Annotated in this window: 23 protein-coding genes; 22 read left to right on the top strand and 1 reads right to left on the bottom strand. The window is 34.9% G+C overall.

Going from position 1 to position 24,744, the window contains the following annotated elements:
* Nucleotides 1–160: 160 nt before the first annotated feature.
* On the top strand, nt 161–841 hold the full coding sequence (locus K357_RS0100430; protein WP_038113245.1) for a ComF family protein: 681 nt from the start codon (nt 161–163) through the stop codon (nt 839–841).
* A gap of 130 nt (nt 842–971) precedes the next feature.
* On the opposite strand, the gene K357_RS0100425 is transcribed toward K357_RS0100430, so the two are convergent.
* On the bottom strand, nt 972–1,574 hold the full coding sequence (locus K357_RS0100425) for an HD-GYP domain-containing protein (RefSeq protein WP_028256938.1): 603 nt from the start codon (nt 1,572–1,574) through the stop codon (nt 972–974).
* 604 nt (nt 1,575–2,178) lie between these two features.
* Here K357_RS0100425 and K357_RS0100420 point away from each other — a divergent pair.
* From K357_RS0100420 to rpe, 21 genes are all read left to right on the top strand, one after another.
* The gene (locus K357_RS0100420) at nt 2,179–3,519 is read left to right on the top strand and encodes an anaerobic C4-dicarboxylate transporter (RefSeq protein WP_028256937.1); all 1,341 of its coding nucleotides are present in this window, start codon (nt 2,179–2,181) and stop codon (nt 3,517–3,519) included.
* Nucleotides 3,520–3,695: 176 nt separating this feature from the next.
* Nucleotides 3,696–4,196 carry a crossover junction endodeoxyribonuclease RuvC gene (ruvC, locus tag K357_RS0100415; RefSeq protein ID WP_028256936.1) on the top strand — a complete coding sequence of 167 codons (501 nt, stop codon included), beginning with the start codon at nt 3,696–3,698 and terminating at the stop codon, nt 4,194–4,196.
* A complete protein-coding gene (gene ruvA, locus K357_RS0100410; protein ID WP_028256935.1) occupies nt 4,193–4,801 on the top strand; it encodes a Holliday junction branch migration protein RuvA in 609 nt (202 codons plus the stop codon). Before ruvC ends, ruvA begins: the two co-directional genes overlap by 4 nt.
* Before the next feature lie 2 nt (nt 4,802–4,803).
* A complete protein-coding gene (gene ruvB / locus K357_RS0100405) occupies nt 4,804–5,817 on the top strand; it encodes a Holliday junction branch migration DNA helicase RuvB (protein ID WP_028256934.1) in 1,014 nt (337 codons plus the stop codon).
* Between the two features lie 62 nt (nt 5,818–5,879).
* Nucleotides 5,880–7,346: a SpoIID/LytB domain-containing protein gene (locus K357_RS0100400; protein WP_244869358.1), complete on the top strand. Its 1,467-nt coding sequence runs from the start codon at nt 5,880–5,882 to the stop codon at nt 7,344–7,346.
* Nucleotides 7,347–7,507: 161 nt separating this feature from the next.
* Entirely contained in the window at nt 7,508–8,533 is a 1,026-nt protein-coding gene (gene queA / locus K357_RS0100395; RefSeq protein ID WP_028256932.1) for a tRNA preQ1(34) S-adenosylmethionine ribosyltransferase-isomerase QueA, read from the top strand.
* Between the two features lie 143 nt (nt 8,534–8,676).
* On the top strand, nt 8,677–9,789 hold the full coding sequence (tgt, locus tag K357_RS0100390) for a tRNA guanosine(34) transglycosylase Tgt (protein ID WP_028256931.1): 1,113 nt from the start codon (nt 8,677–8,679) through the stop codon (nt 9,787–9,789).
* 158 nt (nt 9,790–9,947) lie between these two features.
* Nucleotides 9,948–10,235 (top strand): preprotein translocase subunit YajC, encoded by a 288-nt coding sequence (gene yajC / locus K357_RS0100385; RefSeq protein ID WP_028256930.1) that lies wholly within the window; start codon nt 9,948–9,950, stop codon nt 10,233–10,235.
* Nucleotides 10,235–10,831 (top strand): 5-formyltetrahydrofolate cyclo-ligase, encoded by a 597-nt coding sequence (locus K357_RS08450; RefSeq protein WP_051211922.1) that lies wholly within the window; start codon nt 10,235–10,237, stop codon nt 10,829–10,831. The genes yajC and K357_RS08450 overlap by 1 nt, the downstream gene beginning before the upstream one ends.
* Nucleotides 10,821–12,092 (top strand): protein translocase subunit SecD, encoded by a 1,272-nt coding sequence (gene secD, locus K357_RS0100375; RefSeq protein WP_028256929.1) that lies wholly within the window; start codon nt 10,821–10,823, stop codon nt 12,090–12,092. Before K357_RS08450 ends, secD begins: the two co-directional genes overlap by 11 nt.
* Nucleotides 12,092–12,979 (top strand): protein translocase subunit SecF, encoded by an 888-nt coding sequence (gene secF / locus K357_RS0100370; protein ID WP_028256928.1) that lies wholly within the window; start codon nt 12,092–12,094, stop codon nt 12,977–12,979. Before secD ends, secF begins: the two co-directional genes overlap by 1 nt.
* A gap of 418 nt (nt 12,980–13,397) precedes the next feature.
* A complete protein-coding gene (gene priA, locus K357_RS0100365; RefSeq protein WP_028256927.1) occupies nt 13,398–15,581 on the top strand; it encodes a replication restart helicase PriA in 2,184 nt (727 codons plus the stop codon).
* Nucleotides 15,582–15,591: 10 nt separating this feature from the next.
* Nucleotides 15,592–16,062 carry a peptide deformylase gene (gene def / locus K357_RS0100360; protein WP_028256926.1) on the top strand — a complete coding sequence of 157 codons (471 nt, stop codon included), beginning with the start codon at nt 15,592–15,594 and terminating at the stop codon, nt 16,060–16,062.
* 24 nt (nt 16,063–16,086) lie between these two features.
* A complete protein-coding gene (fmt, locus tag K357_RS0100355) occupies nt 16,087–17,031 on the top strand; it encodes a methionyl-tRNA formyltransferase (protein ID WP_028256925.1) in 945 nt (314 codons plus the stop codon).
* 9 nt (nt 17,032–17,040) lie between these two features.
* On the top strand, nt 17,041–17,826 hold the full coding sequence (locus tag K357_RS0100350) for a DUF116 domain-containing protein (RefSeq protein WP_028256924.1): 786 nt from the start codon (nt 17,041–17,043) through the stop codon (nt 17,824–17,826).
* Nucleotides 17,798–19,159 (top strand): 16S rRNA (cytosine(967)-C(5))-methyltransferase RsmB, encoded by a 1,362-nt coding sequence (gene rsmB, locus K357_RS0100345; RefSeq protein ID WP_028256923.1) that lies wholly within the window; start codon nt 17,798–17,800, stop codon nt 19,157–19,159. Before K357_RS0100350 ends, rsmB begins: the two co-directional genes overlap by 29 nt.
* On the top strand, nt 19,156–20,205 hold the full coding sequence (gene rlmN, locus K357_RS0100340; RefSeq protein WP_028256922.1) for a dual-specificity RNA methyltransferase RlmN: 1,050 nt from the start codon (nt 19,156–19,158) through the stop codon (nt 20,203–20,205). Before rsmB ends, rlmN begins: the two co-directional genes overlap by 4 nt.
* Nucleotides 20,202–20,900 carry a Stp1/IreP family PP2C-type Ser/Thr phosphatase gene (locus K357_RS0100335; protein ID WP_028256921.1) on the top strand — a complete coding sequence of 233 codons (699 nt, stop codon included), beginning with the start codon at nt 20,202–20,204 and terminating at the stop codon, nt 20,898–20,900. The genes rlmN and K357_RS0100335 overlap by 4 nt, the downstream gene beginning before the upstream one ends.
* Before the next feature lie 16 nt (nt 20,901–20,916).
* Entirely contained in the window at nt 20,917–22,848 is a 1,932-nt protein-coding gene (gene pknB, locus K357_RS0100330) for a Stk1 family PASTA domain-containing Ser/Thr kinase (RefSeq protein ID WP_425314966.1), read from the top strand.
* 7 nt (nt 22,849–22,855) lie between these two features.
* A complete protein-coding gene (gene rsgA / locus K357_RS0100325) occupies nt 22,856–23,716 on the top strand; it encodes a ribosome small subunit-dependent GTPase A (protein ID WP_028256919.1) in 861 nt (286 codons plus the stop codon).
* Nucleotides 23,717–23,898: 182 nt separating this feature from the next.
* Nucleotides 23,899–24,546, top strand: a complete 648-nt coding sequence (gene rpe, locus K357_RS0100320) for a ribulose-phosphate 3-epimerase (protein WP_028256918.1) — start codon at nt 23,899–23,901, stop codon at nt 24,544–24,546.
* Nucleotides 24,547–24,744: the final 198 nt, after the last annotated feature.

Genomic DNA, 24,744 nt, shown 5'->3' with positions numbered 1-24,744 from the left:
ATTATTTTATATTAGTGAAGCATTCGTAGATGATTATGATCGGGATATGATGGTTATTTAGATAAAAAATAGAAATATAAAATGATATAGAGTATGGCCATAATAAATAGCAAAATATAGTAAGTATGGTGTCTTACATCATGAATAGGGAGATATATATATGCTAGATATACTTTGGAGTTACTTATTTCCACCTGTTTGCCCTCATTGCGGCACACCTGTTGCGGCAGAAGGCGTTTGGTGTGAAAGTTGTTATCAAGAATTATTACATATTCACTCGATTGATATGCCTTGGGGGTCACCTGTGGATCGAGTTTGGGTATTAGCGCATTATGATGGAGGTATTAAATCTATTCTACATGATATTAAATTTAATCATCAAAAGAAGCAGTCCAAATGGGCTGCTTCTTTTTTGCAATCCTTTTCTTTGCAATTAGCAGCATGTAGTATAGAGCCAGATATAGTAGTGCCAGTGCCTAGTAGTGATGAAAAAATAGAAGAAAGAGGCTATAATCAAGTTGATATATTATTTAAAGAGTGGGTTAGGGAGTTATGGATAAGGAAGGGAAGACGTTATTGGCAATGGTGCGATTGTTTAACTAAAATAGATACGGGAAAGTCGATGTGGGAGTTGACGAAAAACGAAAGATCTACGAACGTACTACATACATTTAGATTATTAAAAGACTATAGTGATTGTTCTAAGATACAAGGAAAAAATATCCTTATTGTAGATGATATTTACACTACTGGTGCTACTATAGAGGCAGTAGCCACTATTCTTAAAGACGGAGATGCGCATAGTATTCAAGCTCTTACATTGGCTAGTGGAAGTTTTTAATATAGCTGTTTTTATTAGCATAGTGTGAATGGAAAGAAAAAAATCACCTAATCTATGTATGTATAGAATTAATCTAATACTACAAAATAAAAGGTGATTTGTACTAGTACAGTATTTTATATAGTTGTTATTATCCTAATACTGTAATAAAGGCCTTTACAATATCTGGATCGAATAAAATACCAGAAGCGCTAAATAATTCCTGAATTGCTTCTTTTTTAGTTTTAACCCAACATTCACTAGAAGGATTTATGACAGAGTCGTAATAATCAGCCACAGCAATAATTCTAGCACCTAGTGGTATATTAGCACCGCGTAGATGTTTTGGATAGCCAGCGCCGTCCCAGCGTTCATGATGATAGCGAATATAGGGTAATATTTGCTGACAACACGGATAGTTCTCTATCATATTAGCACCATTCACAGGATGTTGTTTATATTTTGCTAGTTCTTGTCGATTTAAGTAGGGTGCTTTTTGTAATACTGCATTCGGGATTATAAGTAATCCCACATCATGTAATAAGGCGGCATGTCGTATTTGTTCTATTTCGTTATAAGGCAATCCTAATTTAGCAGCAATACTTACTGCATAATTAGCTACTTGTAGTGAATGTGTATATAGATGTTGATTTTTCATTTGAATCATTTGCAATAATTGTGCACTGATAGCCTCTAAACTATCTTGTTCAAGTTCATACAGACCTGATGGCTGCATCAATGACAACATAAACATATAACGATCCCCCTTTAACTAACAATAGAAATTATTATCATCATATCATATACAGATACGTACTTGTATATGTTACGGTTCATTGTATGATGAATAGTTTACTTTTAATCCGTTCTAACCTTACAGTATTCGTATTATATAACAAATTAAGTATTTTGTGTATAGATTATATGTACGATAAAAAGATGAGGTATCTCAAAAAAATATAATAAAAAACTTGATTTTTTGAGATTACCTTATTGATAAGGTTTTTTAAAGTGGATTTTCCTTAGTAACAAAAAAGCAAGTTTTTTTTATATCAGTTCTATGCTTTTTTTATATAGTTAACCAGAATATTTTTGATTTTTGATGGATTATATTGAATGTGGTCTAAGATATAGCAATATATTACGGATATATATTATATATCATTATATGTATTCACAATAGCATTCTATTTTGTATATTCTATATAAAAAACTATTAGTTAGAGTCTTATGATTTTTTTTTATTTTATAGTTCTTGTTATATCGTTTTATAATAGCCTTGTAAATTATTAGGATAAGTATTTTAGCTAGAACAACTTAACACTTAATAAGTATTATAATCATTATAGGAGGTCTGTATGGAAATTATTTTAGGATTTATTGTACTTTTACTGTGTTTATTATTTGGTGTTCGTCATGGAGGATTAGGTTTAGCTGTTATTAGTGGTATTGGTCTTACTATTTTTACGTTTGTTTTCGGCTATAAGCCTGGCAAACCACCAGTAGATGTTATGTTAATTATTTTAGCAGTTGTTACTTGTGCTGGTTTTCTACAAACATCTGGTGGCTTAACGGTTATGCTAAAATATGCAGAAAAGTTTTTGCGTAATAATCCTAAGCATGTTACAATTTTTGCTCCATTAACCACATGGTTCTTAACTATTTTGTGTGGTACTGGGCATGTAGTGTATACTATGTTTCCCATTATTTATGATATAGCTATTAAGCAAGGCATTCGACCAGAACGGCCTATGGCTGTTGCATCAGTAGCCTCACAAATGGCTATCTGTGCATCTCCCGTATCTGTTGCAGTAGTATCTATGGCGGCTTTTTTTGTGGCTGCAGGATATGACTACTCTGTATTACAAATATTATCAGTATCAATACCTGCCACAGGTTGTGGAGTGTTATTAGCTGCATTATGGAGTTATAGACGAGGAAAAGACTTAGATAAAGATCCTGCTTTTCAGGCCTTGATTGCGGATAAAGAAAACAAAGAATATGTATATGGTGATAGTGAAACACTTGTCGATAAGGAGTTGCCAAGATCGTATCATTGGGCGATGTATATATTTTTAGTTGGTATTATTGTGATTGCTGCATTAGGTAATTTGCCATCTTTTTTACCTCATTTTGTAGATAAAACAGGGGCTAGTAAGCCAATTTCTATGGTTGTTGTCATACAAATGGTAATGCTTTTAGTATCGGCGTTGATATTAATTGTTACTAAAATTAAAGCAAAAGATGTAGGAAATTGCCAAGTCTTTAAATCTGGTATTGTTGCACTAGTATCAGTATATGGTGTTGCTTGGATGGCAGATACGTATTTTTCAAATCATATGACTATTTTAAAAGAGGTATTAGGTGTAGCCGTACAATCATATCCTTGGGCCTATGCCATATTAGTATTCTTTACGTCAAAATTAGTTAATTCGCAAGGTGCAGCCATAGCTATTGTAGTACCGATGGCGTTACATGTAGGGATGGATCCAATCTTAGTAATATCTTTTATTTCTGCTTGTTATGGATATTTTTTCCTACCTACGTATCCATCTGATTTAGCATGTATTGGGTTTGATAGATCCGGAACAACACGAATCGGTAAATATATTTTAAATCATAGTTTTATGATTCCTGGTTTAATAGGGGTAATTTCTGGTTGTTGTGTGGGCTACGTGATTGCACATATTATTTTGTAATAAAATTATATAGATATATAAGCTTTTCCGAGATATGTAATCTACATTATATATTTTGGGAAAGCTTTTTTATAGTTTCTTTTATTGATGTGCTATAAAAGTATTAATGAGTAACTTAGAATTGCTATAAGTATGGTATAATAAAAAGTAATTTCAATTTAAATAAGGAGCGTATTGTGAGAATTATAGGAATTGATCCAGGAACAGCGATTTGTGGATATGGTGTCATTGATGTACAGGGAAGCAAGATAAAGCCTGTGGCCTACGGTGCTATTACGACAACACCTGAATTTACAGATGCGCAACGGTTAGAAATAGTATTTAATGATTTAACTACGATTCTAGAAACATATAAGCCTGATAAATTTGGGGTAGAGCAATTATTTTTTAATAGAAATGTTACGACAGCCATTACGGTTGGCCAGGCACGTGGTGTTATTTTATTAGCCGCAGAGAAAAAACATATCCCTATTTATGAATATACACCGTTACAAATTAAACAAGCTGTAGTTGGCTATGGCAAAGCTAGCAAAGATCAAGTTACGTATATGACGATGAATATTTTGGGAATTCGTGAAAAAATAAAGCCAGATGATACGGCTGATGCATTAGCTGTAGCGATTTGTACAGCTCATAGTTCCCATCGAGATAGATTAACAAGGACGGTGCAGTTATGATTGGTTATGTACGAGGTACTATTACTCACTTATATGATGATCTTTGTTATGTTGATGTGCATGGTGTGGGATATCGAGTATATATTCCAATTAGTACAAGAGAACGATTAATAACGGGAGCTGAAGCTACATTATATACGTATACTAATGTTAGAGAAGATGCCATTCACTTATATGGTTTTTTTACTGAAGAAGAATATGAATTATTTAGCTTGTTAATATCTGTATCGGGGATTGGCCCTAAAGCAGGATTAGGTATTTTATCAGGAATTAGGCCAACGGATTTTGTTCGGGCAATTTGTAATGAGTCTACCGACCAATTGATAAAATTACCAGGCATAGGTAAAAAATCGGCAGAACGACTTGTATTAGAGCTAAAGGATAAAATCAAAAAATTAGCTATAGCTACTGAAGAGTCAACAGTACCATCTACACCAATTATAAAAACAGAAAACACTGTTGCTAATCAAGCTATTGAAGCATTGGTATCATTAGGCTATACCGTAGCTGAAGTAGAGTCAGTAGTAGAAGAATGTGATGATGGGCAGCATGATGTGGCTACTTTGATTAAAATTTCGTTAGCTATCTTAGGGAAAGGACGTTAACTATGAATGAAGAAGTTCGTATCGTAGATAAGGGCGAACAGGAAGAAGATATTTGGCAATATAGTTTGCGACCACGATTGTTTAAAGAGTATATAGGACAAGAAAAAGTAAAAGAAAATTTATCAATTTTTATTCAAGCTGCTAAAAAAAGGAAAGAACCATTAGATCATGTGTTGTTATATGGGCCTCCTGGCCTAGGAAAGACAACGTTAGCAGGTATTATTTCTAATGAAATGGGTGTTAATTTTCGTGTAACTTCAGGGCCTGCCATTGAAAGAGCCGGCGATTTAGCTGCGTTATTAACAAATTTAGATGATGGTGATTTATTATTCATTGATGAGATTCATCGGTTATCTCGTAGTGTAGAAGAAGTTTTATATTCTGCTATGGAGGATTACGCACTAGATATTGTAATTGGTAAAGGTCCTAGTGCAAGAAGCGTGAGGATTGATTTGCCTAAGTTTACATTGGTAGGTGCTACTACACGGGCAGGTGCATTAGCTGCGCCATTACGAGATAGATTTGGCGTAGTTAGTCGATTGGAATATTATAAGCAGCGAGAATTAGAGCTCATTATTGTACGAGCAGCGGATATTTTATCGATTGGCATCGATTCGGAAGGGGCGAGTGAGATTGCTCGGCGATCACGGGGAACGCCACGTATTGCGAATCGATTATTAAAACGAGTTCGCGATTTTGCACAAGTCGTTGGAGATGGGATAATTACAAAAAATATTGCTGATGAAGCTTTGCGGCGACTTGATGTGGATACGATGGGCTTAGATAAGATTGATAGACGTGTGCTATATGCTATTATTGAAAAGTTTAAAGGTGGACCTGTTGGTGTAGATACGATTGCAGCATCTGTTAGTGAAGAAAGAGAAACTATTGAAGATGTATATGAACCGTATTTAATGCAATTAGGCTTTTTAGCGCGTACTACAAGGGGCCGTATTGCCACAGAAGCTGCTTATAAACATCTTGGTGTGCCATGGACAGAGGAGCTAAAAAAATAATGATTTCTAAGAAAATATTGCTGAGAGCAATTAGTATATGCACTATCATAAGCAGTATAATGATGTGTCATGGCATGATCATTGCTAACGCTCCTAGTCAAGGGGTTCATGAAAAAAAGAAAGTAGGAACGATTGTTTTACCTAGACCGACTAAGATGGTAGGTATACCTAAACAAGGAAGTGCTAAATCTAGTATAACTAATAGGGTGGGGAAAAAGGAAATTAATAAACGGTTACTTCTACATAAATCATCTACCTCAAGTGAACCTTTAACAAAGTCGATTAGATCTAGTAATAATGAAAAGGTGTTGAAGAATTATGCAAAGTTGACACCTATTAGAAAGTCATCTATCGATAAAAAAGATACTACACCTTATATACGCGTGTTATTAAGAGAACAATGCCAACAAATAGCTGTTATGTCACGTGCTAGAATAGTTGTAGGTGACGATAAGGATACAACAGTAGATACATTCTTTCCGGCGATGGTGAGAGTACCTATTATGGTAAAAAATAATAATATAGTTGTTGATAAGAAAGTATATGGCCCTATGATTACTGTACAATCAATTTCTGCCAATGAGGCGATAAGTATCGATGGACAGGATTATAGAGGTAGTATTTTTTTCATTGCTACAGGTCCTAATTCTATGACTATGATTAATCATGTGCCCTTAGAAGAATATTTATATGGTGTTGTACCACAGGAAGCCATACCAAGTTGGCCGATGTCTGCATTAGAAGCACAAGCCGTAGCGGCTCGGACCTATGCTATATACACAATGAATAACAATAAAAATAAATTATATGATATTCAACCAACCACAAAGAATCAAGTGTATGGAGGAAAATCTGGAGAATATACGAATACGACTCGAGCTGTAGATGCTACTCGTGGCGTGATTATCAGATATAATGGACGACCTATTAATGCATTGTTTCATTCGGATAGTGGGGGATATACGGAAAATAGTGAAAATGTATGGGGCACTAATTTACCGTATTTACAAGGTGTAAAAGATGAGAATCAATCAGCTCCTACGGCTACATGGCTTGTGAGTATTAGCAAAAAGCAATTGGAAGAAAAATTATATCATGCTGGTAAGTCAGTGGGCACGTTGCATTCCATACAGTTGTCTCCGTTGGTAGCTCCACCAATATATACGATTGACAGAGGGGTATCTGGTCGTATTAAATCAGCTGTTTTTATAGGCTCAAAAGGACACGTTACTATATCGGGTGATGCGTTAATGGCTATATTAGGTTTAAAATCCACACTATTTGATTTTTATATCAATCATAAGCCGACTACTATGTCGTGGGATAGAAAACAAGAAAAAATATATCACACATTTACTAAGAATAATGACATGATTTATATAAAAGGTCATGGATGTGGACATGGCGTAGGGTTATCACAATGGGGTGCTGCAGAGATGGCAAAACGCGCTACGCATGAAGATGTAAATTTTTATAAAACAATTTTGCGTCACTATTATACGGGAGTTTCCATTGATACTATATACTAAGTATTGATGGTAGCAAGATAAGAAATAGGTGGCGTTCATACTGCAATATTTTTATCATATACCGTGCAAGCAGAGTGTATTTATTTCGTATTATGTGATTGTTAGATTCCATACTAGTGAATTGATGGTTAACAGATTAAAGATAATAAGAAGGGTTGTTAATGAAAGTAACAGATTTTGATTATAATTTACCAGAAGAATTAATTGCACAAACACCTGTATATCCAAGAGATTCATCACGATTAATGATATTAGACAAACTTACTGGTAACATAGAACATAAACATGCCTTTACAGATATTATTGATGAATTATCAGAAGGCGATGTCATTGTTTTTAATAATACGAAGGTAATCCCAGCACGTTTGTTTGGACATAGAAAAGAGAGTGGTGGAAAGGTTGAAGTATTACTATTAACACCTTGTGGCTCGAATCGATGGGAATGTTTAGTAAAACCGGGTAAGAAATGTCCTATTGGTCAAGAGATTATTTTTGATCATCGTTTAACGGCTACTGTTATTGATAAAACAGATTTTGGCGGACGAATTGTAGAATTTTCTTGTGAAGGCGTATTTGATGATATTATTGAAGAATTAGGTCAAATGCCATTACCACCATATATTCATGAAACATTAAAGGATCAAGATAGATATCAAACAGTATATGCTGAGCATAAAGGATCAGCAGCGGCACCGACAGCAGGGTTACATTTTACACCAGAACTGTTGAAACGAATTCAGGATAAAGGCGTTACTGAAGTATTTATTACATTACATGTAGGATTGGGTACATTTAGACCTGTATCTGTAGATAATGTTGAAAATCATGTGATGCACAGTGAGTTTTATTCTGTATCTGAAGATGCTGCTGCTATTATTAATCAAGCTAAAAAAGCAGGGAAACGTATTATTGCAGTTGGTACCACATCGGTACGCACGTTAGAATCTGCTACTAATGAGGCAGGTATCTTACAAGCAGGTAGTGGAAATACAGAAATATTTATCTATCCTGGTTATACCTATAAAATGGTAGATGCGTTAATCACTAACTTTCATTTACCACAATCTACTTTGTTAATGCTCATTAGTGCATTAGCAGGAAGAGATCATTGCTTAAACGCCTATCATGAGGCTGTAAAGGAAAAGTATAGATTTTTTAGCTTTGGTGATGCCATGTTTATTCGATGATGTATGGAGTGTACTCTAGTTTTATTAGGTAATGCTAGACATGTAGTGATTCATATGATATTAGGAATTACTATTTATATTTATTGGATAGATTAATCTGTTATATGTTATAATAATGAATGATTTTATAAGGAGGGGTGCGATTGGTTATTACATATGAATTGCAAAAGAAATGTCCTCATACAGGTGCGAGGGCTGGCCTTTTACATACACCACATGGTACATTTCAAACACCCATGTTTATGCCGGTAGGTACACAAGCTACAGTAAAAACAATGACACCGGAAGAGTTAAAAGAGATGGGAGCTCAACTTATTTTGAGTAATACATACCATCTTTTTCTTAGACCAGGAGCTGATTTGATTGCCGAAGCAGGTGGCTTACATCAGTTCATGAATTGGAATCAAGCTATATTGACAGATAGTGGTGGGTTTCAAGTATTTAGTCTAGGTGATATGAGAAAAATTACAGAAAAGGGCGTCACGTTTCGTTCTCATATTGATGGATCTACACAATTTTTATCGCCAGAAGTAGCTACACAAGTACAAATGAAATTGAATTCTGATATAGCTATGGCTTTTGATGAATGCATACCTTATCCGGCAGATTATGATTATACAAAGGCATCTACAGAAAGAACTACTCGATGGGCGGAACGTTGCCGTAAAATACATGATTCAAAAACACAAGGTATGTTTGGGATTGTACAAGGTGGCATGTATAAAAAATTGCGCACACAAAGTGCAAAAGAATTAGTTGATTTAGACTTTGATGGATATAGTATTGGTGGTCTCTCAGTAGGAGAGCCTCATGATATGATGAATGATATATTAGAACATACCACACCATTATTACCATCTCATAAGGCACGTTATTTAATGGGCGTTGGTACGCCAGACTGCTTAGTAGAAGGTGTTGCACGAGGCGTAGACATGTTTGACTGTGTGTATCCAACAAGAGTGGCTCGAAATGGTATGGCTATGACATGGCAAGGTCGATTGACACTTAGAAATGCAACATTTGCACATGATTGGAATCCCATAGAAGATGGATGTCAATGTTACACTTGTAAAAATTATTCTCGCGCTTATATCCGTCATTTATATAAAGCAGAAGAAATTTTAGCATTTCGATTAGTAACATATCATAATTTATACTTTTTACTTGAATTTATGCGTCGTATGCGTACTGCTATCTTAGAAGACCGATTCCCTGCGTTTAGAGAGGAGTTTTGGGCCAATTATCATAAAAAATAATTTGTTATAGTTATAAGAAATTAATAAATTCAAGTTGGCAGTACTGATTATTATATAGTTGTTTAGCTCATTAGAGTACTGATAGATGTAATTCGTTTATCAGTGACAATAGCATATGAGTTATTTTTAGTAATACTTTATTATTTTGGAGGTTTATCATGGGTGATTTTGAACAGATTATTCAAACTAGTTGGCCGATTTTATTAATGGTAGTTATTTTTTACTTTTTATTATATCGACCTCAAAAGAAACAGCAAAAACAACGCGACACATTGTTGAATAGTTTGAAAAAAGGACAAAAAGTTGTAACTATTGGTGGTATGTATGGGGAAATTATTTCTCTTGATGATGAAACTGTTGTTTTACTAGTGGCTGATAAAGTAGAAATCAAATTTGCTCGTTCTAGTATTGCTAGTATAGTAACTAAACATAAGGAAGCTAAATAGTGAGCGATAAGCAAGCAGTGCGTCTGGCATACAAGGCTAGGCGTGCTGCTTTGCGTGCAGAAGATTGTAAAGCTTGGCAATCATTACTGACACAACAAATTATTTCCTTACCAGAATATGAACAGGCAACATCACTTATGTTGTATTTGGCAATGGAAAAAGAAGCAAATTTGGATGGTGTGATTACGCATGCTTTAGGAGCAGGAAAAACTGTATATGTTCCTGTTTGTATGAATGAAAGCTTGATAGAGCCAGCTCGTTTGAGGAACTTAGAAGAGGTTGATAAGGGTGTATTAGGTATTAGAGTTCCTAAAAAGCCATGGTATATGGAAACACCAAATCACATTGATTTACTATTAGTACCTGGTCTTGTATTTGATCGTTGTGGTGGTCGTATGGGCATGGGAGCTGGCTATTATGATCGATTTTTAGCATCCGTGGATACATCGCGGTATATGGGAGTTTGTTGGTCTATGCAGGTAACAGATGCTTTATTACCTATGGACATGTATGATTGCTATATGCCAAAGATTATTACTGAACTGGGATGTATTGAATGTAATAAAAATAGAAAGGGTGGCATTTTTGAAACGTAATGCAATTATAAAATTTTTACTTGCCATCATTGTAATTATTGGATTGTTTGCTTATTTTATTGTTCCATTAGCAACATCGATTAAGCAAGGTCTTGATTTACAAGGTGGCACACATATTGTTTTAGAAGCAGAAGATGCTGGAGAAAATAAAGTTACCGATGATGCGGTAGAGCGAACTATTCAAATTTTGAGCCGACGTATCAATGAAATGGGGTTAACAGAACCAATCATTCAACGTGAAGGCGCTAAACGCATTATTATTGAATTGCCTGGTGTTAAGGATCCAGACGAAGCAATTAAAACGATTGGTAAAACAGCGGTTCTTGAATTTAAGGATGAAGCTGGACAAGTTCAATTAACTGGTGATGATCTTAAAAATGCAAAAGAAGAATTAGGGCAGAATAAGAAACCTGAAGTTGCTATTGAAATGACAGATGCAGGCGCTAAAAAATTTGGTGACCTAACTGCTGCTAATATTGGTAAACGTATTTCTATTCATCTTGACGGAGAAGAATTAACGGCACCAGTTGTCAATGATGCTATTACAGGTGGTAAAGCTGTTATTACGGGTAGCAAAACATTAGAAGAAGCTAAGAATCTTGCTATTTTGTTACGTTCTGGTGCATTACCAGTAAAAATTAAGGTTATGGAAGTACGTACCGTAGGTCCAAGTCTTGGTCAAGATTCTAAAGATAAGTCAGTAATGGCTTTTACTGTTGGATTGGCACTTATTGTTGTATTCTTATTAGTGCTATACAGATTGGCTGGATTTGTGGCAAATTTAGCATTGTTGATTTATGTTTTGATTTTGTTAGTTATTTTAAGTCCCATTGGATTTAATGCGACGATGACACTTCCTGGCATTGCAGGTATTATACTTTCTATTGGCGTGGCTGTAGATGCTAATATTCTGATATTTGAACGGTTTAAAGAAGAGGTGTTTACTGGTAAATCTATGCGTGTAGCTATGGAAGCTGGTTTTAAACGTGCCTTTGCGACTATTCTAGATGCCAATGTATCAGTCATGATCACTGCTGCTATTCTAATTGCCTTAGGATCTGGTCCAGTTAAGGGATTTGCAATCACCTTAGCCCTAGGGGTAGCGGTAAGTATGTTTACTGCAGTTACTATGAGTCACTATTTATTACGAATGCTTATTGCTTGTAATTTTACCCAACACCCATTCTGGTTTGGATCTAATATATCGCCATCTAAATCGGTATTTGATGTTATTGAAGCTAGTAAAGGAGGGAAGAAATAATGAAATTTGATGTAATAGCACGTCATCGCATTTGGTTTACTATTTCCTCTTTGTTAGTAATTATTAGCTTAGTATCTATTTTTACTAAAGGTTTTAATCTTGGTATCGACTATACTGGTGGTACTATTGTGGAAGTTCAATTTACACAAAATGTTGAAGTTGCACAGGTTCGTGAAAGTTTAAAAACATTTAATTTAGAAAATTCTGTTATACAGTTATCAGGAGAATCTAATGATACATCTGGTAAAGACGTTATGATTCGTACACGGAATTTAACACCTAATGAAAGTAAGGCAGTCATTGATAATATGACTAAGACAATTGGTGAAAATCAAACTAAACGTATTGAAAGTGTAGGGGCTGTTATTGGGTCCGAAGTTACGCAACATGCTATTATTAATTTAGTCGTTGCTTTTGTAGCGTTAGCACTCTATATTTCCTATCGTTTTGAATATAAAATAGCCATTTCTGCATTAATAGCTATTTTCCATGATTTGATTATGGTGCTTGGTGTGTTTTCTTTCTTTCAATTGGAAATTGACTCTTCATTCTTAGCTGCGATTTTAACAGTTATTGGCTATTCTATGAATGAATGTGTTGTTATTTTTGACCGTATTCGTGAAAATACACATACTCATAAACGAACAGATACATTTGCTGATTTAGCGAATGCAAGTATTGCGCAAAGTATTCATCGTAGCTTTTATACATTATCTACAACGTTGTTTGCCTGCTTAGCATTATTCTTTTTCGGTGGAGATACGACTAAGAACTTTGCATTGGTTATGATCATTGGCTTTATTAGTGGATGTTATTCTTCTATTTGTGTTGCCACTTCATTGTGGAATATGTGGAAAACAAGAGTTAAAAATAGACAGCGTGCTTAACGTTTATAGTTTGGTATGCATATAATTTATATTGTAGGAATCGTATACTAGAGAACAGCTACAATATTAGGTGTTATATATCTGATATTGTAGCTGTTTATTTTTCTTTTACTAGGTAATACAATTATATTTTGATTATACATAACTAATGATAAAGTTGCTGTGTATGGAGTATATATTGTTTACTAGGCCAATTACATGATTTATAGTTATGATGATAGATTATATGAAATATAGATTAGATAAAATAGTAATTATATATAAGTTGAACCAAAGACTACGATTTTGTCGGATACACGTAGGTATGGCTATGAGTTATATTTTGGTAGGTTCTGGCTTAGAGACTATTCATAATATCATGGGTTGGTATATAATAAATTATTAGTATGTAGTATAGTTGCTAAAGAGGTAGTAGTACATGGTAGTAGCGGAAGTCATTATTAATCGCCCCACGAAACAATTACATAAACCTTATAGCTATGAAGTGCCATCAGATTTAGGTACTATACCGATAGGAACACGGGTCGTTGTTCCATTGGGAACAGCACGAGAAGAAGGAATTCTCATAGGGTATCGGGAACTATTAGAAAAGCCAACATTTGCTATTAAGCCTATTGTAGCAGTATTAGATAGTGAACCTTGGTTTACTGATGAAATGTTAGGGACTGCTAAAAAATTAAGTGAATACTATCTTTGTTCATACGGTGATGCATTACGATTATTTACTATTACTAAAAAGCAATTAAAAAGCTATGAGCGGCCTAAAGAAAAATGGATTCGTATATTGCCAGGCTTTTCGCATGAACAATTTGAAATACGCAAAAAAAAGCAACGAGCATTGGCTACTTATTTAGAAGAAGTAGAAGTGGCGCCACTATCGCTGGTGAAGGCAAAAGGGTTTACACTAGCTGTGATTAAACAGGTGATGAATCATCCTTTAGTGGTAGTAGAAGAGAGACTATCTAAGACAACTACTCAATTTCAATATGTGGACCATAGACATATACATATTCCTTTAACAGAAGAACAGCAACAGTGTTTTATATCTATCGAACATGCAATTAATCATGATATCTATGAACCATTTTTATTACATGGTGTTACTGGAAGCGGTAAAACGCAAGTATATTTGCGTGCGGCTGCGTCATGTTTAGAAAAAGGAAAATCAGTTATTATATTAGTACCAGAAATTATACTAACGGATCAAATTGTTACTCGATTTGTAGATACTTTTGGTGATGAAGTTGTTGTCTTTCATAGTAAGTTAACTGTACAAGAACGTTATAATAACTGGGAACGATTACGGCGAAAGGATAGTCATATTATTATTGGGGCACGCTCAGCAGTATTTGCCCCATCGGATGATATTGGATTAATTATAGTTGATGAAGAGCATGATAACTCTTATAAACAAGAAGACATGGTGAGGTACCATGCACGAAAGGTGGCTTTGTGGAGGGCGCAAGCACATCAATGCCCAGTTATATTAGGATCAGCTACTCCATCGGTAGTATCCTATTATAAAGCATTACAATCTGAATATCATTTATTGGAATTACCACATCGTATCTTTGATCAACCGATGCCACACATTGAATTGGTAGATATGAAAGAAGAATTATTATATGGTAATTATTCTGTTTTTTCTGATGCATTATCATCATTAATTCAAGAAACATTAGAAAAACGGGAACAGATGATTATTTTATTAAATCGTCGTGGGTATAGTACTTTTGTTATGTGTCGTGAATGTGGAAAGCCAATTTTATGTCCTCATTGTGACGTGGCGTTAGTGTACCATCAATCGGCTAAAGAGTTAAAGTGTCATTATTGTGAATATCATGAGCCTATACCTATGGTTTGTCCTCACTGTCAAAGTAAAAAGATTAAATACTTTGGTTCTGGTACCCAACGAGTGGAGGAGGAACTAAAAAAACGGTATCCCTATGCGAAGGTTGCTCGATTAGATCAAGATATAGCTACTAAAAAAGGACAAGGCGATGCTATTTTACATGATTTTGCAATAGGTGCTTATGATATTTTGTTGGGCACACAAATGGTATCGAAAGGACACGACTTTCCAAATGTTACAGCAGTTGGCGTTTTAACAGCTGACTCAGTGTTGAATATTCCTTTATATACGGCAGCTGAACGTACTTTTGATTTATTAACACAGACAGTAGGCCGAGCAGGACGCAGAAATAAATCAGGAAAAGCAGTGATTCAAACATATAATCCGCTACATTATGCTATAATAAAAAGTAAGACCCATGATTATGTGGGCTTTTACAATGAAGAAATTAAAAATAGACGAGACCTAGGGTATCCACCTTATGGAGAAATGATTCATATAGTGGTTCGTCATAAACATAAAGAAGTAGCAGATAAAATTGCTACTTCGATTGTTGATGATATATCGGCACAGGCGGATATATCAGTTAGTATTTTTGGCCCTTATGAAGAAGGAATTTCTAAAATTAGAGATTTATATCGGTTATCGATTATGTTACGAGGATCACATCTCAATCATATTAAGAAATATATATATAATTCGTGGATATTTACACAAGAAGGTGTATTGATTGATGTAGATCCTGTTTAATGGAGGTAATATGGCAGTATTAGACGTGTTAAAAGCAGGAAATCCAGTTTTAAAACAGGTAGCGGAGCCTGTGTCATTTGTAAATAAAAAGATACGAAGTTTATTAGTAGATATGGCAGAAACCATGTACAAAACTGATGGATGTGGATTGGCAGCACCACAAATTGGTGTATCCAGCCGAATTATTGTGTTAGATGACGGAAATGGTTTATTAGAACTAATTAATCCAGTTATTGTACATAAAGAGGGCACACAAATTGGGTTAGAAGGTTGTTTAAGTGTACCTGGATATTATGGTGATGTTGTTCGATTTAATAAAGTTGTAGTTCATGCTATTAATAAACATAATAAAAAGGTTGTTATTCGGGCTGAAGGCTTTTTAGCACGCATTTTACAACATGAAATCGATCATCTCGATGGAATTTTATTTATTGAGAAAGCAACTGATTTGAAGAATGTTGTTCAAAATAACGTTGACTAGTGTGGATTGGCAAGGGAGGTTATTATGAGCCCGTTAAAAATTGTATATATGGGAACACCAAGCTTTGCAGTTCCTACATTACAAGCTCTTATCGAGGAGGGACATGAAATTGTTGGCGTGTTTTGCCAACCTGATAAGCAAAGTGGGAGGGGTAAAAAAATACAGAAACCACCAGTTAAAGAAGTGGCGTTATCTCATAATTTATCAGTTTATCAGCCAGTTACTTTACGGGATTCTAAAACAGAAGAGTTGTTAAAGTCCTTAGCACCTGATCTTATAGTTGTGGTGGCGTATGGTAAAATTTTACCACCTTGGCTTATTGCATTACCAAAATATGGTTGTATTAATGTACATGCCTCTATTTTACCGTCTTATCGTGGACCGGCACCAATCCATTGGGCCATCTTAAACGGTGATACAGAGACGGGTGTTACGATTATGAAAATGGATAATGGCCTCGATACAGGTGATATTCTTTATATTCATCGAGTTATGATTGATGAGAAAGAAACAACAGGCGAATTATTCCACAAATTATCCATATTAGGTGGCTCATGCATCAATAAAGTAATCAGCGATTATGTAGGGGGAAAGCTCATTCCAACTCCACAAGATCATGATAAGGCTACTTTTACTAATAAAATCACAAAAGATATGGGGCGAATTTCTTGGAAAGATAGTGCAAGAAATATTGTAAATAGAATACGTGCTTTAAATCCTGCACCAGGGTGCTATTCTTTTATTAATGGGAAACGGTTAAAGATATGGGAAGCAACCATTAGTGATATGCCGACTACTATGGAAAAACCTGGCACTATTTTAGCAGTTACTAAACGTTCCTTTGTTGTTCTTACTGGCGCAGGAACTATTGAGATTACAATGGTTCAACCAGAAAATAAAAAGGCGGTTAACGCAGGTGATTACTGTAGAGGGTATCAAATTAGTAAAGGCTTACAATTTGAGGAATGAGTGTAGTATATGAAAGAACAAAGTTATAAAACATATCATCTCTATATTGCTATGATGACAGTTACTTTTATCATCATTACATTATGGATTGCTTTGTTTATGTATCTTTTGTGGCCAGGTTTATGTCAATTTGGCTTTAGTGTGGCACTAGGCATCGAATGTACTATATTGATATTACCTGTGATAATTTGGAGTTTATACGGGATATTACTGATAGCTGTTTATGGTATCTATCGTGTACCGCCTTATCTTTTACGTATGAGTAATCGATTTGTCTATGCATGCTCTACTATTAGTCTTGGCATTGCATGGCTATGTAGAATTAGTAAAGATGAATTTAGGCAATCTATGATTGATATGATAAATCATTTAGTTGCTTCTCATATGTATACGGTAGAGGCTCGTCAAATTTTATTATTAACGCCTCACTGTTTACAGGAAAGTACATGTGTTCATAAAGTAACACATGATATACATAATTGTAAGCAATGTGGTAGGTGTCAAGTAGGGGACTTATTAGAAATTGCTAATGACTATGGATGTCAATTTATAGTTGTCACGGGAGGCACGTTGGCTCGTATGCAAGTAAAAAAAATAAAGCCAAAAGCAATTGTGGCAATTGCCTGTGAACGTGACTTGGCTAGTGGAATGGTTGATGTCTTTCCCATACCAGTTATTGGCGTATTAAATGAAAGACCAAATGGACCTTGTTGTAATACAAGAGTTGACGTAAAAAAAGTTAGACGTATCGTAGAAGGACTAATTGATGGGAGAAAATCAAGTTACTATAAATAAAATAAATATTCGTTTGCTGGCAATTAAAGCATTGACGGAAATTAATCGGCAAGGTGCGTATGCTAATATCGTATTGGCACATTATATTAGGACCTATGAATTGCATGATTTAGATCGGAGATTTTTTACAGAGTTAGTATATGGCGTTATTCGTAGGCGAAATTATTTAGATGCAATTATTGTAGCTTTAACGAATAAGCCGATACATAGATTATCCTCGATAGTGGTGGAAATTTTACGATTAGGCTTATATCAAATTTTCTATATGGATAAAGTACCTCATACGGCGGCCGTCAATGAAAGTGTCAAATTAGCGAAAAAATTTGTACGAGGATTATCTGGATTTGTTAATGGTGTATTGCGAAATGCCATTCGAAAAATAGATAATTTAAGTATTGATAAACTTGCTCATGATGAAGATGAGCGAATTGCTTATACGTATAATCAGCCACTATGGTTAATCCAACGTTGGCAACGTGAGATGGGTTTATCTAAAACAATTGGCTTATGTGAATGGTTTAATGAGCAACCATGCTTAATAGCACGCATTAATACATTAAAAATATCTATAGAAGATTGTTTGATAGAATTAGAGCAATCTGGATGGACTATCAAGCAACATGAGTATATAAAAGAGGCAGTTTACATTATATCTCATAAGGAATCTCTATCTACTCATCCTTTAGTAGTAACAGGAAAAATTACCTTTATGGATATAGCATCGATGCTTGTGGCACATGTGGTAGCACCTAAGGATGGCGATTACATTTTAGATGTTTGTGCCGCACCAGGCGGTAAAACAATGCATTTAGCTGCCATGATGCATAATACTGGACATATTATAGCTAGTGATATACATGAGCATAAGTTGGCATTGATGAATCAAAATGCTAAACGATTGGGAGTTACCAATGTAGAAACGCGCCTGCAAGATGGTAGAGATTTGCATGACTTATATGGTCAATCATTTGATAAAGTTCTTGTTGATGCCCCTTGTTCAGGTTTAGGTATTTTACAGAAAAAATTAGACATGAGATGGAGAAAAAATGAGAAACATCTTGAGGAATTGCCAAAATTGCAATCTATGATTCTTGATGAAGCAGCTAAAGTAGTGAAAGAAGGTGGTATATTAGTGTATTCTACATGTACGATTAATCATTTGGAAAATGAAGATGTAGTAAATCATTTTTTAATGACACATAAAGATTTTATAGTAGATGATATATCAGAGTATCTTCATTTACCTACGCCAAATAAAATGCTTGCCATCAATCCAGCAACGGATCGTATGGATGGTTTTTTTATGGCTCGGTTGCGTAAGGAGAAATTATGATAGAATTACTAGGTAAATCTTTACAGGAACTGCAAGAATTATTTATAACTTATCATATACAAAAATTCAGAGCTAAACAATTGATGGATTATATCTATAAACGATATATTTTTGATTTTGATAGTATGCTACAGTTTCCTAAGTCTCTACGAACGTGGTTAAAAGAAAATTGTATAATATCGATACCTCGTGTTATAGCAGAACATGTAGCACCTGATGGTAAGACACGTAAATTGTTACTAGAACTTAATGATGGTAGCCGTGTTGAAACAGTGCTCATGAAACAACATTATGGAAATTCAGTATGCGTATCTTCTCAAGTAGGTTGTGCTATGGGATGCATCTTTTGCGCATCTACTGTTAATGGTCTATATAGAAATTTAGAAGTTCATGAAATAGTTTCACAAGTGTTACTATTTGCCTATATGCTGCAAGAGAATATCCATTCGCTAGTGGTTATGGGTGCTGGTGAACCATTACAGAACTATGATAATGTTATGAAAGCCTTGAAGTTTATTCATGCATCAGAAACATGTATGATTAGTTATCGTAAAATTACCATATCTACATGTGGTATTGTAGAAAATATTTACTTATTAGCAGATGAGGGGTTACCGATTACATTAGCTCTATCATTACATGCAGTGACAGATGATATGCGACAAAAAATTATGCCCATAGGTGCTACGTATTCATTAGAGGAAATTTTGAAAGCCCTCCAGTATTATTATGAAAAAACACAGCGACGAGTTACATTTGAATATATTTTAATTGAAGGAATCAATAGCTCTAAAGAATGTGCCCATCAATTAGGTCAAATCGCAGCTAATTTTCCTAATTGTAATGTTAATTTAATCCCGGTGAATGGTAATGAACATATTCACTTATATAAACCTACGATAAAAGATATTTCTGATTTTAAAAAAATTATTTTTTCTTACGGTATATCGGTTACAGTTAGAAAAGAAATGGGTGATGCCATTCAAGCTGCTTGTGGACAATTGAAAGCGCAGCATGCAGTATATAAGAAAGAGGCGATGCAATGAAAAGCGTTGGCATGAGTAAAATTGGACTAGTTCGCAAACAAAATGAAGATAGATTTGCTATTACTCGTACGAGTTGTATTGTTACAGATGGTATGGGGGGCTATAAGGGTGGTGCTTTAGCCAGTACATTAGCTATTGATGAAATTGTTCATTTTTTAGAGTCTCATAGCCCGATTCAACAAAGCACATTAATTGATGCGATTACTTGTGCTAATACGAGCATTTCTAGACGGGCAAAAGAAGAACCGGCGTTGAAAGGGATGGGAACTACTGCTGTTATAGCTTCTGTGGTTAATAAAACACTATATTGGGCTAATGTAGGAGATAGCCGTTTATATGTGTATTCTAATCATCAGTTAGAACAAATTACAACAGACCATTCGATGGTACACCAATTGTATGTGGATGGGCATCTTAAAAAGGAAGAGTTGTTACAACACCCACAAAGGAATTTGTTAACTCGTGCTGTGGGGGTAGAGAGCACGGTTCAGGTTGATAGTGGTGAAATATCAGTACAATCAGGTGACCGTATATTATTATGTTCAGATGGATTGACAGGTTATGCTGATGATACAATCATTGCTGACACATTAGAACAGATTTCGTCAGATGAAGAGGCGTTAAACCATTTAATGTCTATGGTATATGATTTAGGTGCTAGTGATAATGTAACAATTATTATTGGAACAGTGTAATCTGGAAAGTGGTGAAATGATGAATATAATACATGATAATCAAGAAATCATCCTCGATAATCGATATAAAATTTTAGAAAAAATCGGCATCGGTGGTATGGCTGATGTATATAAAGGAATAGATTCTTTATTAGGTCGCACAGTGGCCATTAAAATCTTGCACCAAAATTTTGCAAATGATGATGAATTTGTTAGTCGCTTTAAGAGAGAGGCACAAGCAGCAGGAAAGTTAAGCCATCCTAATATTGTAAATATGTATGATGTTGGGTTTGATCAGGGATTACACTACATTGTTATGGAGTATGTAGATGGAGAAACATTAAAAGAGTATATCTTACGACATGGTCGTTTATCCATTGATACAGCTGTTAAAATTGCGATTTCTATTGCTGAAGGACTTGAACATGCTCATGCTATGGGGATTGTTCACTGTGATATTAAACCTCATAATGTATTAATTACTAAAGAGGGGCGTGTTAAAGTAACTGATTTTGGTATTGCTAGAGCTATGAATACGACTAATACCATGATGTATACTAATTCTATTATGGGGTCAGCACATTATTTATCACCAGAACAAGCAAGTGGAAAGCCAGTAACAGGTAGTACAGACATTTATTCTTTGGGTGCAGTCCTATATGAAATGTTAACAGGTCATGTTCCATTTGAAGGGGATACGCCTATTAGTGTAGCTCTAAAACATGTACGAGAACCTCTATGCCCACCTACTCGGTATAATCCAAGTATACCTCCTTTGTTAGAGGCTGCTGTTGTGAAAGCATTGGCTAAAAATCCAATTGAGCGGTTTCATTCTATTTCCGACATGATTAGTGATTTACGATTGTCTCAAGGGTTTGTTAATTCGAAAAGTAGCCGTTTGATTCCTCATGACTTTGCGACGCAAGTATTACCATCTGTTAATGCGGATGCACTTAGCGATTATGAAGATGAGTATGAGCCTAGTGATAGAGAGTCAAAAAGAGGTATATTAAATAAATTAGCAAGTATTCCACAAAAATATATTTTATTAGGATCTATTGCTATTTTTGTAGTAGCTTTTTTATGGGCCTTTTTGAGTTTTGGAAATTTCTGGAGCAATGCAACAGTAGATGTTCCTAATGTAGTAGGTAAACAAGTCTCTGTAGCAAAGCATATTTTGGAAGATAAGCATTTGCGAGTTTCTGTGAGCGAAGTAACTAATCCAGATGTACCAGCAGGACAAGTTATTTCACAAACACCACAGGCAGGAGAAACGGTTAAGGAACAGCGTACAGTTCATTTAGTAGTAAGTAAAGGAATTGGAGATATTACGATACCGGATTTAACAGGACTCACTATCGATCAAGCTAAGGAAAAACTCAAGGATTTGGGGCTTGCCATTGGGAAAATATCGACGGCGAATGATTCAGAACAACCTGACGGTGTGATTATTATGCAAGATCCATCAGGTAATGCTAAAGTTTCTAAGGGAACTATTGTTAATATTACTGTTAATAAATTAGTGGCCAAGAAAACAACAGTTCCTAGTGTTATTGGAATGACTTTAAAAGAAGCGAGAGAAACATTAGCTTCTGCACAGCTTTCATTATTAAATATTCAAGGATCAATTGATGAGTCTGCATTGGTAACTAAGCAAAGTTTGAAAGCTAATGAGTCTGTAGATGTAGGAGCTGGCATTACGATTACTACTGAAATGCAAGATAGTAAAAAACGAGAAAATAATGCATCTAATGCAGATGGAACGAGTGGTACAGTCGATGTAACAGTGCCATCTGGATCTAATAATCAACATTTAAAAATTCTTACCACAGATGATACAGGCACAAAAGTAATTTATGATGATGTAAAAAAATCGGGTGACCGTATAGTGAAAAAAGTATCTGGCGTGGGTACAGTGCGAGTGCAAGTCTATTTAGATGGTGCATTAGTACAAGATTCAACATTATAGGAGTTATATGACTACAGGTATTGTAATAAAAAATATGAATGGTTATTTTTATGTACAATCTAAGGATGGAATTGTACATGAATGTAAAGTGCGAGGAAGATTAAAAAAAACCAGATATTCCCTTTTAGTGGGGGATTATGTTGATATATCAGAGGATGCTTTTATAGAACGCATTCATCATAGAGTCAATTCTTTAATTCGTCCAGCTATTGCTAATATCAATCAAGTTATTTTAGTAGTAGCGGCTCATGACCCAGATATTAATACATTACTGCTAAATAAATTATTAGTGATGATTGAAGATGCCGATATATATGTACGAATTTGTATTAATAAATACGACTTAGCTGATGCATCAACGAGTGCATTGGTTAATGAATATCGTCAATTAGGGTACAGCGTATTAACTACATCAACTCGAACACATGAGGGGATTGATGAATTAAGAGATTGTTTACAAGGCAAGGTAAGTGCTTTTGCAGGTCCATCTGGAGTAGGTAAAAGTAGTTTACTTAATGAGATAGAGCCAAGTTTTTCCTTTCAAACAGGTCAAGTTAGTGAAAAAATTAAGCGTGGTCGTCATACGACTCGCCATGCGTCTTTGTTTAGCTTGAATGATGAGTCGTTTATTATGGATACACCTGGTTTTAGTGCCATTGGATTTACCCATATATCATTGGAACGGTTAACCTCTTTATACCCAGAATTTTTACAGTATGAATCACAGTGCAAGTTTAGTCCTTGTTATCATGATCATGAGCCAATTTGTGGAATCAAAGATGCTTTGCAGAATGGATATATTAGTGAACAACGATATGCATCGTATCTGGCGATTCGAGAGGAAATCATCAAGCAAAGACAGCGTTAATATATTGAAACGTTCTAGATTTATATACGGGCACGTGAATACGCACTATAATTATGGCGTTATATACAGCATTCTTGTTGTATTGAATTAACAATCTAGGTATATATATCATAGAAAATAGGATTTTATATAGGCAGTACTAGTATGTGTAGAGAAGTATCTTCATAAGAAAGGAATTAGTTATGGTTAAAGTGTTACCATCTATGTTATCGGCTAATTTTGCAGAATTAGCCAAGGAATTAGCAGATATTGAACAATGTGGCGCTGATATGTTACATATTGATGTAATGGATGGTCACTTTGTACCTAATCTTACATTTGGAACGCCTATTGTAAAGGCTATTCGTCCTTATACAACATTGCCTTTTGATGTTCATTTTATGGTGACAAATCCAGAAACATATATTGATGAGTATGCCAATATTGGTGTGGAATACTTTACATTTCATGTGGAGGCTGCACCACATGCACATCGATTGATTCAACAAATTAAATCATCAGGTATGAAAGCTGGGGTTGCTTTAAATCCGTCAACTCCAGTTGCTATGTTAGAAAATATTATTAATGATCTAGATATGGTGCTGATCATGAGTGTTAATCCTGGATATGGGGGACAGTCTTTTATACCGAGAACAATTGATAAAATTAAACAAGTATCCTCACTATTAAAGTTGATGGATAACACTCACGTAGTCATTGAGGTGGATGGTGGTATTAATACTACAACATGTGAAGCAGTCAAGAGGGCGGGCGCTGAATTATTAGTAGCTGGATCTGCGATTTTTGGAGCACGTGATAGAGCCGCTGTCATTAAACAACTAAAAGCTTAATATATAGGGGCAAGTAACAGATGAATAGATAGAACTAGTTTTAATAGATACTAGTTTAGGAGATAATCATATGCATATATCATTGCCATCAGTCTATCGATATAAGTAAAAAACATACTTGCTACTCTATCTTTCTTTATGGTATAATTTACCAGTATAAAAAATACGCACGTTGATGGACTTCGGTACTGTGCTCGA

The sequence above is a fragment of the Veillonella montpellierensis DSM 17217 genome (assembly GCF_000426745.1).
GTDB lineage: Bacteria > Bacillota > Negativicutes > Veillonellales > Veillonellaceae > Veillonella > Veillonella montpellierensis.
The sequence above is the reverse complement of the archived record's forward strand: the minus strand, read 5'-3'. Positions and strand labels throughout refer to the sequence as shown.

Bases quoted from the DNA above. Each gene is read 5' to 3' on its own strand.
- K357_RS0100430 (WP_038113245.1), top strand. From the start codon at position 161: ATGCTAGATATACTTTGGAGTTACTTATTTCCACCTGTTTGCCCTCAT.
- K357_RS0100425 (WP_028256938.1), bottom strand. From the start codon at position 1,574: ATGTTTATGTTGTCATTGATGCAGCCATCAGGTCTGTATGAACTTGAA.
- K357_RS0100420 (WP_028256937.1), top strand. From the start codon at position 2,179: ATGGAAATTATTTTAGGATTTATTGTACTTTTACTGTGTTTATTATTT.
- ruvA (WP_028256935.1), top strand. From the start codon at position 4,193: ATGATTGGTTATGTACGAGGTACTATTACTCACTTATATGATGATCTT.
- ruvB (WP_028256934.1), top strand. From the start codon at position 4,804: ATGAATGAAGAAGTTCGTATCGTAGATAAGGGCGAACAGGAAGAAGAT.
- K357_RS0100400 (WP_244869358.1), top strand. From the start codon at position 5,880: ATGTGTCATGGCATGATCATTGCTAACGCTCCTAGTCAAGGGGTTCAT.
- queA (WP_028256932.1), top strand. From the start codon at position 7,508: ATGAAAGTAACAGATTTTGATTATAATTTACCAGAAGAATTAATTGCA.
- yajC (WP_028256930.1), top strand. From the start codon at position 9,948: ATGGGTGATTTTGAACAGATTATTCAAACTAGTTGGCCGATTTTATTA.
- secF (WP_028256928.1), top strand. From the start codon at position 12,092: ATGAAATTTGATGTAATAGCACGTCATCGCATTTGGTTTACTATTTCC.
- priA (WP_028256927.1), top strand. From the start codon at position 13,398: ATGGTAGTAGCGGAAGTCATTATTAATCGCCCCACGAAACAATTACAT.
- def (WP_028256926.1), top strand. From the start codon at position 15,592: ATGGCAGTATTAGACGTGTTAAAAGCAGGAAATCCAGTTTTAAAACAG.
- fmt (WP_028256925.1), top strand. From the start codon at position 16,087: ATGAGCCCGTTAAAAATTGTATATATGGGAACACCAAGCTTTGCAGTT.
- K357_RS0100350 (WP_028256924.1), top strand. From the start codon at position 17,041: ATGAAAGAACAAAGTTATAAAACATATCATCTCTATATTGCTATGATG.
- rsmB (WP_028256923.1), top strand. From the start codon at position 17,798: ATGGGAGAAAATCAAGTTACTATAAATAAAATAAATATTCGTTTGCTG.
- rlmN (WP_028256922.1), top strand. From the start codon at position 19,156: ATGATAGAATTACTAGGTAAATCTTTACAGGAACTGCAAGAATTATTT.
- K357_RS0100335 (WP_028256921.1), top strand. From the start codon at position 20,202: ATGAAAAGCGTTGGCATGAGTAAAATTGGACTAGTTCGCAAACAAAAT.
- pknB (WP_425314966.1), top strand. From the start codon at position 20,917: ATGATGAATATAATACATGATAATCAAGAAATCATCCTCGATAATCGA.
- rsgA (WP_028256919.1), top strand. From the start codon at position 22,856: ATGACTACAGGTATTGTAATAAAAAATATGAATGGTTATTTTTATGTA.
- rpe (WP_028256918.1), top strand. From the start codon at position 23,899: ATGGTTAAAGTGTTACCATCTATGTTATCGGCTAATTTTGCAGAATTA.